We start from the raw sequence: 11,950 nt of genomic DNA, 5'->3' as shown, positions 1-11,950 counted from the left end.
CTTTCGTGTGTTCTATGGTGGAACTCATTGCCAGAGTGCGCGGTAAGCGCCGTCTGCATCGTAGTCGTGGGCTTGCTTGTCTGGGTTGAAGCGCCTAGACCCTCTGGGGTCGGTGCCGCGACCGCTCAGGTAGAGCCAGTTGCCTTGGTTGTTGTAGACGTCAAAGTCAATCAGTTGCGACTCAAACCAAGCGGCACCGGCACGCCAATCGCAGCGCAAATCGTGGATCAAAAAGCTCGCCAAGTTTTGTCGCATGCGGTTGGACGAATAGCCCGTGGCGTTGAGTTCGCGCATGCCCGCGTCAATGAAGGCGTGGCCGGTGCGGCCCGTGCGCCAGTGCTCAAAGCCGCGTGCGTTGTGGGGGCGTGTGGGCAGTGGCGCGTCGGACAGGCCGCGTTGCCAATACAGGCGCTCGCCGTATTTGAGGTGCAGCCAACGGAAGTGGTCGCGCCACAGCAATTCGAAGCCAATCCAATACGTGCTGTCGGTGGCCCCGTGTTGTGCCTCGAAACTGCGGATGGCAGCCCACGCCTGACGTGCAGACAATGCGCCGGTGGCCAACCAAGGCGACCACTTGGTGGAGTAATCCGCACCCACCAGTCCGTTGCGTGTGGCCTTGTAGGTGTGCGGTAAATCACGGCTGCAGTACTGAGCCAGATGCGCGAGGGCGGTACGTTCACCGCCCTGAAACTCGGGCTGCGACCAAGGAAACGCCGAACGTGGGTCGCGCAAGATCGCGTGCGGGTCTGTGGTGTGTTCCGTGGCATGTTGCATCTCGCGCACCGAATCCAAGGCGGATTGATCTGGCAACGCAGGCATCGTTGTCACCTTGGCCAATGGTTGCGCAGGCGCAAACGTTTGGCGCTCGACCGCACGTCGGAAACTAGAAAACTCGTCGGGCACGTCGTGCGGCTCAAACGGCAATTGGTCGGGCGCCATGAGGGTCGACTGCCACACGGTTTGCACGTCGATGCCACGTTGCTGCAAGGCCTGAATGTGGGCTTCTTCGTAGGGCGCTGCAATGTCTTCGCACACCAAGGTGCTGGCGCCTAGGCGCGTCATCAACTCGGCCAATACCTCGCTGGGCTCGCCGGTGAGGGGCAGTACTTGGCTGCCCAGTGCCACCAGTTGTTCGGACACATCCTGCACGGCCATCGCCGTCCAAGCCAAGCGGTGTGCGCTGGTGCGCACAAAGCCCCAAGGGCTGGTCAGTTGCAGCGCGCTGTCGTGCACATACACCGGCAGCAGCCACGTGCTGTGCTGTTTGGCCAACGCGATGGCTTGGTGTAGGGCCGGGTTGTCGTGCAGACGCAGGTCGTTTCTGAACCAGTAAATCACGCCTGGGGCCGCGGTATGTTGTGTCATGTTTTGATTTTAGAAATGCCTTCCAACCTTTGGTTAGCAATGGCTATCGCAAGGCTCTAGGATCGCGGCTGTTTTCAAAGCGCTCAAGAAACGGACATCGCGTGGCAGAGGATTTAAAAATGGTGCTGCTCATCGGCAGTGCACCCGACGCCGTGCAGGCCAAAGACTGGGATCTGTCGGTGTTTGCACAGCGTGTGGCCATCAACAACGCGTGGCAAATCACACCTGACTGGGACTACTTGGTATACCCCGAAGACTTCGCGCCCGAGCGTTTGCCGCCCACGCCGTTGAAACCCTCTCAGCAACTGATTGCCGCCCCCGAATTTGTGCCGCAGCAAAACCACTTTGGCGGCTTTGTGTATGCGGGCGGAACCATGGCGTTTACCGCGGGGTATTGGGCCTTGGGCGCTTTGAAGCCTGACCTGATGGCGTTCTTGGGTTGTGACATGGTGTACGACGCCACCTCGGGCGAGAGCAGCCATTTTTACGGCCAAGGCACGCCAGACCCTTTGCGGGTGGATGTGACCTTGCAGTCGCTCGAGGCCAAGTCGGCCCGCTTCATGGCGTTGGCACAGGCGCACGGCTGCGCGGTGGTGAATTTGTCGGAGTTGCCCGAATCGCGCTTGTTGTTCCCGCGCGTGGCGAGCTGTGATGTGACCGCGCCGGGCATGCACCAACAACTGCTGCAAGCGCAAAGCGCGTTGATCGACCCAGCAGCCGTTGCACGCGCCTTGCAGGCCGAGCAAGACTTGGGCTACATGGTGCCGTCGGGGCGCTACTGGGAGCACACGGCTGAGTTTGACAAAACCAAACTCAGCGACATTGACAGCTTGTGGTTACAGGTCATCGCAAGCGATCAGGCCGTGACGTTGCGCTAATTCAAAGCCGCGCCTTCATGCAGATCAATCCCCTCATGCGCAGCAATTTTCTCTAAGGCGTTTTCAAACAGCGATCGCGCAGAGCCCGAAATAGAACGCAGGTAGGCGTGCAAGTGGGCGTCTTCTGCGTTGCGGTTCAAACATTCTTGGCTGTATTCCTCAAAGCTGGCGAGTTGTGCAATCAGCTCTGCCACATGGCGCGGGCACTCGCACAGCACATTGGTTGAAATGCCGGCCACGCGGCTGAGGGTGGCATCTGAATATTTGCGTGCCGCGATGACCGCGCCTGTGGTGCCAAATTCCTGCGCACGCACAGGGTCGACAAACAGCACCGATTGCAGCAACTCGGCCAGCTCAATGTCCGAGATGGGTTCGCGTCGCACGATGAGGCCCGAAAACTTCATGGCTTGCACCACGGCCTCGGGCGCAAAGTTGTACACCACGATGGTTTGTGCAAATTGATGTTTGTTGATCAACGCTTGGATGTCTGTGTGCACCGCAGTTTGCAAGGTGTTGACCTTGACCAACAGTACTTGCGGGCGTTGCGCCAATTCGGCGTTGGCGGCGGTGGCCAAGTCGATCAACACGTCGGTGACTTTGATTTGGTTTTGCTTCAAGCCTGCGGCAAACTTTTTGGACTCGATGCGGTTGGCCATACTCATACCCACCACCGCCAGAGACACGGGCTGGCCCGGTACGGCCAAACTTTGGGGCGTGTGGTGCGGCAGGTTGCTCATGCGGCGCAGTTGCTCTAGGTCGAGGTTGGCAATGGTGCTGATGCCATGGCCGTTTTGCGACAACTGTTTGAGCAACAAGGCCTTGGACACATCGTGTTCGGCAAACAAGCGTTGCTTGCCTTCGGTCTTGACAGGGCTGAACGCGCCGTAGCGGGTTTCCCAAATGCGCAAGGTGGACACGGGGATGCCCGTGGTTTTAGACACCGCACCAATGCGGTAAAGGGCGGTTGAGGGAAGGGCGCTGGTGTTCAAAATGATGTTTTTGAGTAGAGGTTGCGTAGATTATGTGTCGATTTATAAGTATTTGTAAATTAAATTGGCTTTTGCGTAGATTAATGCGTCAAAATTCTACGCAACAGGAGTTTGAACCATGATTTCAAAGAAAACCATCAACGCGATCGAGGTCTGTGTGTACCTTGCGGGCCAGCGTCACGCAGGTTATGTCACGACCACCGAGTTGTCGCCCAGGCTCGATTTGTCCATCTCCTACCTCGAGAACATCCTCAAGCCGCTCAAGGCACACAACATCGTGGGGGCCATGAAGGGCCCGGGCGGCGGCTACATGATTTTGGGCGACACCTCGCTGATTTCGATTTGGGACATCGCTTCGGTGTTTGAATGCACCTTGGATGCGCCGTCTTCTGTGCCAGCCAAGACGGCAGACGACCTGCCCGAGGACAAATCAACGCCCGCCAGCTACGAGTTCGGCTTGGAGCAAATCGTCAAAGCCACTCTCAGCAACTTCACCTTGGCCGATTTTGTGGATGAGTCGCGTGACGAAGAAGCCCGCTCGTTTGTGCAAACCATGGGCCGCTTCAAGTTCAAACCCATGGTGGCGCCGCTCATGCCCAAGGCGCCCAACTCAGTGTTTCAGCTCTCCATGATGATGGCCTGATGCAACTCAGCGCTAGCCAACGTCTTGCCAGCCTGAGCCCAGGTGATGTGTCTGCCGTGATTCAAATGGCATGGGAAGACCGCACCACGTTTGAAACCATTCATGAGCGCATGGGCCTGAGTGAGCCCGAGGTGATTCGCTTGATGCGTACCGAGCTCAACCCCAGCTCATTTCGGCTCTGGCGCATGCGCATGAAGGGCCGCACCACCAAGCACCGCGCGCTGCGAAGCCCGGACATGAAGTTTGATGACCATGCCATCGCCGACCACCGTCGCGCCAACTGTTAACCCGTGAAGGATTTGTATGAGTGAAGACCCAAGGTGTTGCGGCACCGGAACTTGCATCATCAGCGCTGACGGTACGTGTTGGTGTGGTCAGCGCTGGGACGGCGAAAAAATGTGTTTTCCAAAGTCAGATGCAGCCACTGCTGTGCATGCCTCAGAGCCGCATGCGCAGCTCGATCCAGAGACGACAAACGGCTCAGCCGATCACGAGGCCTGAGCCGCCTCCAGTGCCCACCATGTCTGTTGCCCACGCACTCAAAACCTTGGCGCTCAACGCCATCGGTGAACGTGTGCGCGCCATCACGGGCGGTTTGTCGTCGCTCATCGTGCAGTCTTTGCATCCGCGGGCGCAAGACATTTTGCAAGTCATTCAGGCCTACCCTGTGGACGTGTGGGACAAGCCTTGGATGGCGCTGATTTTGCAAAGCGCCTTTGATGTCATGCCGCCGTGGGTGCTGGCGCTGTTGCGTCAGCACCCTGCATGTGCTGTGCATAAACACGCCACGCGCTTGGCGGTGCAGCTGTCGGCCGAGCCGGTGCAGTGGATGCTCAACCAACAAGGTGTGTCTGCCATTGCACGCCAACGTGTACAGGGAGGTGCAAGCTATGTGTGATGTGGCGCTTTTTGTGCAAGACGATGTGTTGGCGCACAAGCTGCGACACACACTTGACAGCATGGGCGCGAAGGTGGCGCGCTATGGTGCACTGTCGAATGATTCAATGCGCTGGCGTTCGCGCCACTTGGACCTGATGGTCGTCCACCCCACCCCAACGGTGATGGACTTGGCCAGCACTTTGATGCCGGATCGGTGTGGTGCACAGCGCGCTGCGACTCTCGCGCTGGTGCCAGACCACCACATGGTGTTTGCCCCCGATTTGTTAGATGCAGGTTTTGACCGCTGCCTTCCCGAGTCATTGAATGAGGCCATTTTTTGTGCAGAAGTTCGGGCTTTGACGCGGCGTCGCCAAGGCATGACCGCGTCTGTGTGTCATTACGGCGCGTTGAGTTTCAACCACGCGACGCAGCAAGCATGCGTCTCGGGCGTGGCCTTGGATTTAACGCCACGTGAAGCGCAGGTGTTGGACATCTTGCTCAAGCGCGTGGGGCAAATCATTCCCAAAGAGCGCTTGCTCCAAGACATCGCGCCAGACAACATGGCCTTGAACACCACGGCTGCGGAGGTCTACATCCACCGACTGCGCAGAAAAATCAGTCACGATTTGCTGCCCGTTCGCAACATCAAGCGATGCGGTTACTTTTTGCCGCGCTATGTTGACCTCAGCGACAGCAGCCCATGCCAAGCTGGATTGGCCAAACCTGTGGCGGCTTCAGTCAGGTCTGGGTATGAGCTTGTAGGCCACCATCTTGCCGTGTGAGTCGACTTTGGCGAGCACCATGTCGCCAGAGGCAATGTTCTCGCCCATGAACTCATAAATGTTCACATGGTGGGTCACCAAAACCAGCGCTTGTTTGCCTTTGGTTTTGAGTTGGGCGGCAATGAATTTTTCCAGCTTTTGGTTTTGGGTTTTGGCTCGCGCCATGTCATCAAAAAATGAAGCCAAAGCAGGCTCAACCGTCACAGGCCCCAACTTCAACAGCTCTGCCGTGTCTTTGCATCGGCACCAGGCACTGGTGTGTACGTTGGCAGTTGGCACGCCTTGTTTTTTGAGCCAGTGGCCCGCTGCTACCGCTTGTTTGCGGCCCTCGTTGCTGAGGTTGCGTTGGGTTGTGCAGTCATCCAAGGTGTAGTTGGCAGGGTCGCCAACGCCTGGGGCACGGGTGTGGCGCATCAGCAAAACGTAATCTGGGGATTGCAGTTTGTCTGACAGATCGCTGGCTTGAGCGGAGGTACTTGTTGTTGCGTAAGCCACCACGAGACTCAATGCACACCACAAGCGAAGCATCAATTTTCGAAAGACCACGGTGTCAAGCCCGCTTCGTGAAGGACAGCGTGACATCGCCCAGATGGATGCCCAGCTTGGTCATGCGTGCTTTGTTGAGCATGACGCGGTCGTTCATCAAATACATCCAGTCGTCCATTTGCACATTCAGCACCGTGCCGTCCACGGGCAAGGCCAGGGTGTAGCGCCAGTTGAAAGCGTTGCCTTTGGTCTGGCCTTCGGCCACGCCCACCACATCGCCAGCGGTGCCCACATAAGCGCCATGGCCTTTGTCGGTGAGTTGCCAAATCCGTTTTTCTTTCGTGCCGTCCGAGTAGACAAAGTCTTCGTCCAAGATGCCTTGGTCGTTGTGCCATTGGCATTTCATCTCCACGGTGAAACGCTTGACCACCTTGCCATTGCGGTCGGTGAAGATGCCCCACGCGTCCACCATGCCGTTGAAGTAGGTGCGCAAATCGAGCACCGGTTTTTGGCTGGCGTAATCGTCGACCGTGGGGCTGGCGCAGCCGCTGAGGCCGGCGAGAGCGGTGGTGGCCATGCCACTGAGTAAAAGCGTGCGACGTTGCATCATGGTGTGCCTTTGAGGTTGTCTATGTGAGATGTGTCTGTGCTGGGTGTGAACATGCGCTGAGCCGCATAGACCAACACAGGAAGCGCAAGGCCCCAAGTGATGGCTAACGCGCCTAAGTGAACCGGGGTGTTGTCAAATGATGCGGCGCCCAGTTGTGCCCCAGCATAGTAGGTGAGCGGGCCAAACACCAGCCCCGCCGCTGCTGACAGCCAGAGGGTGTGATTTTGTAAAAACACCAAAGAGGTGTTCAAGGTCATGGCAAACAAAGCCCACAACAGCCACAACCAAAACGGGCTCAAGGGGCCAAGGGCCCAGCCGTAAAAACCAATGACCGATGCCATTTGCAGCAGTGTGTCCACTGCCATGCCAACGACCAGCGCCATCGCGGCAAGCTTGGCCTCTTGCTGAGGCAGGTGTGCAAAGCGCAGGTGCAGCCCAGCCAGCACCAAACCATACAGCAAGGCGGGTATTTCAAAGCCGCGTCCAACCCCCGCGATGCACGCCCACCAAGCGGTTTGAAAACCCAGAATATTCAAAAACAAACGCATGTCGCATTCTAGAAATTCAGACCGACCTTGGGGCGGCGGTGGTCATTCAAGGTGTTCGCTCGTACCAGTCTTTGCTGCGGTTCACCACATGCACCACCAGCAACATCACGGGCACTTCAATCAGCACGCCCACCACCGTGGCCAGCGCTGCGCCTGACTCAAAGCCAAACAAGCTGATGGCCGCAGCCACAGCCAGCTCGAAAAAGTTAGACGCACCAATCAGTGCCGAAGGGCAGGCCACGCTGTGCGATTCGCCCAACGCGCGGTTGAGGTAATAAGCCAAAGCTGAGTTGAACAACACTTGAATGAGGATGGGCACCGCCAACAAAGCAATGACCAAAGGTTGTTTCAAAATCGCCTCGCCCTGAAACGCAAACAACAACACCAGCGTGGCGAGCAGCGCAGCAATCGACCATGGGCCAATGCGTGCCATGACTGCATCGAACTTGTCTGTGCCTTGTGCCAACAGCGCTTTGCGCATCAGCTGGGCCAACACCACCGGAATGACGATGTACAACACCACTGATGTGATGAGTGTGTCCCACGGCACGATGATGGCTGATAGCCCGAGTAAGAACGCCACCAGCGGTGCAAACGCCACCACCATGATGGCGTCATTCAAGGCCACTTGTGACAAGGTGAACAAAGGGTGGCCGTTGGTCAGGCGGCTCCAAACAAAAACCATGGCGGTGCAGGGTGCTGCGGCTAACAAAATCAGACCAGCGATGTAGCTGTCAATCTGGTCTGCAGGCAACAGTGGCGCAAACAAGTAGCGAATGAAAAACCAACCCAGCAGCGCCATCGAAAACGGCTTGACCAACCAGTTCACAAACAGCGTTACACCAATCCCTTTGATGTGCTGACGCACTTCGTGCAAAGCGCCAAAGTCCACCTTGATGAGCATGGGGATGATCATGATCCAAATCAACAAACCGACGGGCAAATTAACCTGCGCGTATTCCAAACTGCCAATCGCTTGAAACAGCTCAGGCTGCCATTGCCCCAAAGCAATACCGACCACGATGCACAAAGCCACCCAAGCGGTGAGATAGCGTTCAAAGAAGTTCATGCATGCACCTGGCTGAGTTCTTTGGCCGTGTGTTGCAACATGGCTTTTTGTAGTTTGTCGGCAGGCAAGTCCACCAATAGTTGCAAGCGTTTTTGAATCAAGTACATGGTGTGGCGAAAGGCCTGCAAGCGGTCTTCGTCTGTGCCCTCTACAGCGGAGGGGTCGGCATAGCCCCAGTGCGCGGTGGCGGGTTGACCGGGCCAGTAGGGGCAGATCTCGCCAGCGGCGTTGTCGCACACGGTGATGACCAGGTCCATGTGCGGTGCATCGGGCTTGGCAAACACGTCCCAGCTTTTGCTGCTGAGGTACGAGGTGTCAATGCCAGCTGACTTCAACACTTGAAGCCCCAGCGGGTTGGGCTGCTGGTTCTCGCGCGGGCTGCTGCCAGCCGAATACGCTTTGAAGCGTGTGCCACTGGCACCGGTGACCATGTGGTTGAGCAAGGCTTCCGACAAGATGCTGCGGGCCGAGTTGTGCGTGCACAGAAAGAGGACGTTCAAGGTGGTCATGATTGATGTGACAGGGTAAAGGTGTGAAAGATAAAGAAGAAGTTTTTCAACCGTGTGTCAGGTTTAGCAGCAACCACTGGTGGGCGAGCAGCATGAACCTGCCTTGACACGTGGCTTATCTGCTGTGGCGATGGGGGCGACAGCGTCTGCAGCCTCAGGTGCTGCGGGTGCGCAGCACAGGTCCATCGCCAAGCAGGCGGTGTGTTTGAGCCCCGTGGTCAAGGTCAAGGTATGTCCATCGCTCCTGCCTGCGGTGACGGGGTATTGCGACACCACGCCTACTTCGTGCTCAATCTCCACAGGCAAGTCGAGCGAGGGCAGTATGTCGCCAGCAATGCGCAAGATGTTGGCGAGCTTGGCTGTTTCTAAACGGTGATCCACATCGCTGTACACCCAGGTTTGCAGCAGGCAACTCTCGGTTTTGCGACGTGTGCCGCCGCAGTCCATGAAGCTCTTGGCCACATGGCCCACTTCGGTGATGTGAAAGTGCGGTGCCACCGTTTCGCCATTGGGCAACACAATGCGCAAGGCTTGTTGTGGATGGGCTTCCAAGAGGCCTAAAAATTGTTCAACGTTCATGGTGTTTCCTTTGAAAAAATTAACAACAGGTTTTCGATGTCTCTGGCACCACGGCGCACGATTGGCCTTGGCAGCAGTCTTGGGTGAGGTAGGTGAGCAAGTCGTTCATGCGTGCAAACTCGGCGCGGTAAATCAGGTTGCGCCCGCTGGCCGTGGCGCTGACCAAGCCCGCGTGGCTCAGGGCTTTGAGGTGAAACGACAAAGCGCTGGGGGCGAGGTCGAGCAAGGCGCTCAAAGCACTGGGTGTCAAGCCCTCGGCACCTGCCACCACCAAAGCCCGAAAGGCGCGCAAACGCTGGCCTTGCGCCAAAGCTGCCAAGGCCTCGACCACGTGAGTTTCTTGAATTTTTTGTTTCTTCATGATTCAATAATACTTGAACTATTGAATCTTTGGCCCCGGCATGAGCTGTCATATATGTCACAGTACCGTCACAATCGCTAGCTAAAGTCACAGCTGTTCTAACCAACTGAAGGAATCACATGAACACGAAACGTACATTCATCAAATCTGTGGCTGCCGCAGCAATGGCAACTTTGGCCATGGGTTCAGCCTTCGCTGCCGACATCACTGGCGCAGGCGCGACCTTTCCATTCCCTATCTACGCCAAGTGGGCTGAAGCTTACAAAGCCGCTACAGGCAACGGCTTGAACTACCAATCCATTGGTTCTTCAGGTGGTATCCGTCAAATCAAAGCCAAGACCGTCACCTTTGGTGCGACAGACGCGCCCATGTCTGGTGAAGACCTCGACAAAGAAGGCTTGGTCCAGTTCCCAGCCATCATCGGTGGCACTGTGCCTGTGGTGAACTTGGAAGGCTTCAAGCCGGGCGAATTGCGCATCACGGGTGCCGTGTTGGCAGACATGTTCTTGGGCAAAGTGGCCAATTGGAACGACCCCAAGATCGCGGCCTTGAACCCAGGCAAAAAATTGCCAGACCAAGCCATCACCATCGTGCACCGCGCTGACGGCTCGGGCACTACCTTCAACTTCACCGACTACTTGACCTCGGTCAGCAAAGACTGGTCAAGCACAGTGGGCAAGGGCGCTGCGGTCAAGTGGCCAGCAGCTTCTTCTGTGGGCGGTAAGGGCAACGAAGGCGTGGCCGCCAACGTGAACCGCGTCAAAGGTTCTTTGGGTTACGTGGAATACGCGTACGTTAAAAAGAACAACATGAACTTCATGCAGTTGCAAAACGCCGACGGCAAATATGTGGCACCTGATGATTTGACATTTGCAGCCGCTGCTGCGGGCGCTGACTGGATGAGCGTGCCGGGTATGGGTGTGTCGATGGTCAACGCCAAGGGCGCCAACAGCTGGCCCATCAGCACTGCCTCGTTCATCTTGATGTACAAGCAACCCACCGACAAAGCGGCTGCTGCTGAAGCTGTCAAGTTCTTTGATTGGGCGTTCACCAATGGCAAGAAGATGGCACAAGATCTCGACTACGTGGCTTTGCCAGATAGCTTGACAACTCAAATCCGCGCCAAGGTGTGGACACAAATTCAAAAGTAATTTGAATTGAGCTAATCAATTCCGTCGGCTTGGTTTGTACACGCCGACGGAATTTTGGCTTTTAAGAAGTAGGGTATTTCTATGAGTCTAGGGTCTGTCATGAGCTCACAAAATTTTTTGCAAGAAGAATCAGGTCAAGCCGTGAGTGCTGACATGGTGGCGGTTGCCAAGAAGCAACGCACGCAAGATTTCTTCTTTCACCGCATCACGCAAGCGTTTTCGTTGCTGGTGTTGGCGGCCTTGTTGGGCATCATCATTTCCTTGTTTGTGAATGCATGGCCCACTTTTCAAAAGTTTGGTTTTCACTTTTTGTGGCATGTCGAGTGGGACATCATCAACGAAGATTTTGGTGCTGCCATTGCCATCGTCGGCACCATGGCCAGCGCAGGCATTGCACTGTTATTGGCCGTACCTTTGGCCTTCGGCGTAGCCGTGTTTTTGACCGAGACCTGCCCTGTGTGGTTGCGTCGCCCCTTGGGCACGTCGATTGAGTTGCTGGCCGCTGTGCCGTCCATCATCTACGGCATGTTTGGCTTGTTTGTGTTTGCCCCGTTGTTTGCCGATTACGTGCAAGTGCCTTTGCAGCAAGTGCTGGGCGGCATGCCTTTGGTGGGCTTTTTGTTTGGCGGTGCCACCAACGGCATGGGCATCTTGGCGGCTGGCATTGTGTTGGCCTTTATGGTGTTGCCGTTTGTGGCTGCGGTGATGCGCGATGTGTTTGAAATCACGCCGCCCATTCTGCGTGAGTCTGCTTATGGCTTGGGTTGCACCACATGGGAAGTGGTGCGCAAAGTGGTGTTGCCATACACGCAAAAAGGTGTGATCGGCGGCATCATGTTGGGTCTGGGTCGTGCCTTGGGCGAGACCATGGCGGTGACCTTTGTGATTGGCAATGCCAACCGCATGCCCACCTCGTTGTTCTCGCCCGGCACGTCCATTGCGTCCGTGTTGGCCAATGAGTTTGGCGAGGCCGAGGCCTTACATTTTTCCACCTTGTTTGCACTGGGCTTCTTGCTGTTTGTCATCACCTTTGTGGTGCTGGCCATGGCGAAGGTGATGATCTTGCGCGCCGAAAAAGCCAAAGGTAACTAAAAGGTTTTT

At 56.4% G+C, this 11,950-nt stretch carries 17 protein-coding genes; 8 read left to right on the top strand and 9 right to left on the bottom strand.

The features are described 5' to 3' along the window. Window positions 1-24: 24 nt before the first annotated feature. Window positions 25-1,365: a DASH family cryptochrome gene (locus LINBF2_RS07320; protein ID WP_281887834.1), complete on the bottom strand. Its 1,341-nt coding sequence runs from the start codon at window positions 1,363-1,365 to the stop codon at window positions 25-27. Window positions 1,366-1,484: 119 nt separating this feature from the next. Here LINBF2_RS07320 and LINBF2_RS07315 point away from each other — a divergent pair, with 119 nt between their 5' ends. After that, window positions 1,485-2,243: a hypothetical protein gene (locus LINBF2_RS07315; RefSeq protein WP_281887832.1), complete on the top strand. Its 759-nt coding sequence runs from the start codon at window positions 1,485-1,487 to the stop codon at window positions 2,241-2,243. Here LINBF2_RS07315 and LINBF2_RS07310 read toward each other — a convergent pair. After that, window positions 2,240-3,232 carry a MerR family transcriptional regulator gene (locus LINBF2_RS07310; protein WP_281887830.1) on the bottom strand — a complete coding sequence of 331 codons (993 nt, stop codon included), beginning with the start codon at window positions 3,230-3,232 and terminating at the stop codon, window positions 2,240-2,242. The two genes, LINBF2_RS07315 and LINBF2_RS07310, sit on opposite strands and share 4 nt — an antisense overlap. A 118-nt stretch (window positions 3,233-3,350) precedes the next feature. On the opposite strand from LINBF2_RS07310, the gene LINBF2_RS07305 reads away from it, so the two are divergent. From LINBF2_RS07305 to LINBF2_RS07285, 5 genes are read left to right on the top strand one after another with little or no spacing between them, the layout of a single operon-like run. After that, entirely contained in the window at window positions 3,351-3,875 is a 525-nt protein-coding gene (locus LINBF2_RS07305; RefSeq protein WP_104797244.1) for an Rrf2 family transcriptional regulator, read from the top strand. Next, complete coding sequence (locus LINBF2_RS07300; RefSeq protein WP_281887827.1) at window positions 3,875-4,162, top strand: TIGR03643 family protein; 288 nt, start codon at window positions 3,875-3,877, stop codon at window positions 4,160-4,162. The genes LINBF2_RS07305 and LINBF2_RS07300 overlap by 1 nt, the downstream gene beginning before the upstream one ends. A 16-nt stretch (window positions 4,163-4,178) precedes the next feature. Further along, the gene (locus LINBF2_RS07295; RefSeq protein ID WP_281887825.1) at window positions 4,179-4,376 is read left to right on the top strand and encodes a hypothetical protein; all 198 of its coding nucleotides are present in this window, start codon (window positions 4,179-4,181) and stop codon (window positions 4,374-4,376) included. Between the two features lie 19 nt (window positions 4,377-4,395). Continuing rightward, window positions 4,396-4,773: a hypothetical protein gene (locus LINBF2_RS07290; RefSeq protein WP_281887823.1), complete on the top strand. Its 378-nt coding sequence runs from the start codon at window positions 4,396-4,398 to the stop codon at window positions 4,771-4,773. Next, window positions 4,766-5,536, top strand: coding sequence for a winged helix-turn-helix domain-containing protein (locus LINBF2_RS07285; RefSeq protein WP_281887822.1), 771 nt, complete (start codon window positions 4,766-4,768; stop codon window positions 5,534-5,536). Before LINBF2_RS07290 ends, LINBF2_RS07285 begins: the two co-directional genes overlap by 8 nt. On the opposite strand, the gene LINBF2_RS07280 is transcribed toward LINBF2_RS07285, so the two are convergent. The 7 genes from LINBF2_RS07280 to LINBF2_RS07250 all read right to left on the bottom strand — a co-directional run bounded on the left by LINBF2_RS07280 (window position 5,489) and on the right by LINBF2_RS07250 (window position 9,683). Further along, window positions 5,489-5,950 (bottom strand): histidine phosphatase family protein, encoded by a 462-nt coding sequence (locus tag LINBF2_RS07280; protein ID WP_281887821.1) that lies wholly within the window; start codon window positions 5,948-5,950, stop codon window positions 5,489-5,491. The genes LINBF2_RS07285 and LINBF2_RS07280 overlap by 48 nt on opposite strands. Window positions 5,951-6,086: 136 nt before the next feature. Then, entirely contained in the window at window positions 6,087-6,629 is a 543-nt protein-coding gene (locus tag LINBF2_RS07275; protein ID WP_104797803.1) for a DUF3833 domain-containing protein, read from the bottom strand. Beyond that, a complete protein-coding gene (locus LINBF2_RS07270; protein WP_104797249.1) occupies window positions 6,629-7,180 on the bottom strand; it encodes a DUF2878 domain-containing protein in 552 nt (183 codons plus the stop codon). Before LINBF2_RS07270 ends, LINBF2_RS07275 begins: the two co-directional genes overlap by 1 nt. A 46-nt stretch (window positions 7,181-7,226) precedes the next feature. Next, a complete protein-coding gene (arsB, locus tag LINBF2_RS07265) occupies window positions 7,227-8,249 on the bottom strand; it encodes an ACR3 family arsenite efflux transporter (RefSeq protein ID WP_104797250.1) in 1,023 nt (340 codons plus the stop codon). Beyond that, window positions 8,246-8,758 (bottom strand): arsenate reductase ArsC, encoded by a 513-nt coding sequence (locus LINBF2_RS07260; protein WP_281887820.1) that lies wholly within the window; start codon window positions 8,756-8,758, stop codon window positions 8,246-8,248. The genes arsB and LINBF2_RS07260 overlap by 4 nt, the downstream gene beginning before the upstream one ends. A 63-nt stretch (window positions 8,759-8,821) precedes the next feature. Beyond that, on the bottom strand, window positions 8,822-9,337 hold the full coding sequence (locus LINBF2_RS07255) for a DUF6428 family protein (RefSeq protein WP_281887819.1): 516 nt from the start codon (window positions 9,335-9,337) through the stop codon (window positions 8,822-8,824). 19 nt (window positions 9,338-9,356) lie between these two features. Continuing rightward, on the bottom strand, window positions 9,357-9,683 hold the full coding sequence (locus LINBF2_RS07250) for a helix-turn-helix domain-containing protein (protein ID WP_104797804.1): 327 nt from the start codon (window positions 9,681-9,683) through the stop codon (window positions 9,357-9,359). Between the two features lie 134 nt (window positions 9,684-9,817). Here LINBF2_RS07250 and pstS point away from each other — a divergent pair, with 134 nt between their 5' ends. Next, a complete protein-coding gene (gene pstS / locus LINBF2_RS07245) occupies window positions 9,818-10,849 on the top strand; it encodes a phosphate ABC transporter substrate-binding protein PstS (protein ID WP_281887818.1) in 1,032 nt (343 codons plus the stop codon). A 99-nt stretch (window positions 10,850-10,948) separates the two neighbouring features. Beyond that, complete coding sequence (gene pstC / locus LINBF2_RS07240) at window positions 10,949-11,941, top strand: phosphate ABC transporter permease subunit PstC (RefSeq protein ID WP_236657738.1); 993 nt, start codon at window positions 10,949-10,951, stop codon at window positions 11,939-11,941. The last annotated feature ends 9 nt before the right edge of the window (window positions 11,942-11,950 follow it).

The organism is Limnohabitans sp. TEGF004 (assembly GCF_027924965.1).
Taxonomy (GTDB): Bacteria; Pseudomonadota; Gammaproteobacteria; order Burkholderiales; family Burkholderiaceae_C; genus Limnohabitans.
This window is presented reverse-complemented; position numbering and strand designations above follow the sequence as displayed.

Excerpts from the sequence above, each read along its gene's own strand:
- LINBF2_RS07320 (WP_281887834.1), bottom strand. The coding sequence starts at position 1,365 with ATGACACAACATACCGCGGCCCCAGGCGTGATTTACTGGTTCAGAAAC.
- LINBF2_RS07315 (WP_281887832.1), top strand. The coding sequence starts at position 1,485 with ATGGTGCTGCTCATCGGCAGTGCACCCGACGCCGTGCAGGCCAAAGAC.
- LINBF2_RS07305 (WP_104797244.1), top strand. The coding sequence starts at position 3,351 with ATGATTTCAAAGAAAACCATCAACGCGATCGAGGTCTGTGTGTACCTT.
- LINBF2_RS07300 (WP_281887827.1), top strand. The coding sequence starts at position 3,875 with ATGCAACTCAGCGCTAGCCAACGTCTTGCCAGCCTGAGCCCAGGTGAT.
- LINBF2_RS07295 (WP_281887825.1), top strand. The coding sequence starts at position 4,179 with ATGAGTGAAGACCCAAGGTGTTGCGGCACCGGAACTTGCATCATCAGC.
- LINBF2_RS07290 (WP_281887823.1), top strand. The coding sequence starts at position 4,396 with ATGTCTGTTGCCCACGCACTCAAAACCTTGGCGCTCAACGCCATCGGT.
- LINBF2_RS07285 (WP_281887822.1), top strand. The coding sequence starts at position 4,766 with ATGTGTGATGTGGCGCTTTTTGTGCAAGACGATGTGTTGGCGCACAAG.
- LINBF2_RS07280 (WP_281887821.1), bottom strand. The coding sequence starts at position 5,950 with ATGCGCCACACCCGTGCCCCAGGCGTTGGCGACCCTGCCAACTACACC.
- LINBF2_RS07275 (WP_104797803.1), bottom strand. The coding sequence starts at position 6,629 with ATGCAACGTCGCACGCTTTTACTCAGTGGCATGGCCACCACCGCTCTC.
- LINBF2_RS07270 (WP_104797249.1), bottom strand. The coding sequence starts at position 7,180 with ATGCGTTTGTTTTTGAATATTCTGGGTTTTCAAACCGCTTGGTGGGCG.
- arsB (WP_104797250.1), bottom strand. The coding sequence starts at position 8,249 with ATGAACTTCTTTGAACGCTATCTCACCGCTTGGGTGGCTTTGTGCATC.
- LINBF2_RS07260 (WP_281887820.1), bottom strand. The coding sequence starts at position 8,758 with ATGACCACCTTGAACGTCCTCTTTCTGTGCACGCACAACTCGGCCCGC.
- LINBF2_RS07255 (WP_281887819.1), bottom strand. The coding sequence starts at position 9,337 with ATGAACGTTGAACAATTTTTAGGCCTCTTGGAAGCCCATCCACAACAA.
- pstS (WP_281887818.1), top strand. The coding sequence starts at position 9,818 with ATGAACACGAAACGTACATTCATCAAATCTGTGGCTGCCGCAGCAATG.
- pstC (WP_236657738.1), top strand. The coding sequence starts at position 10,949 with ATGAGCTCACAAAATTTTTTGCAAGAAGAATCAGGTCAAGCCGTGAGT.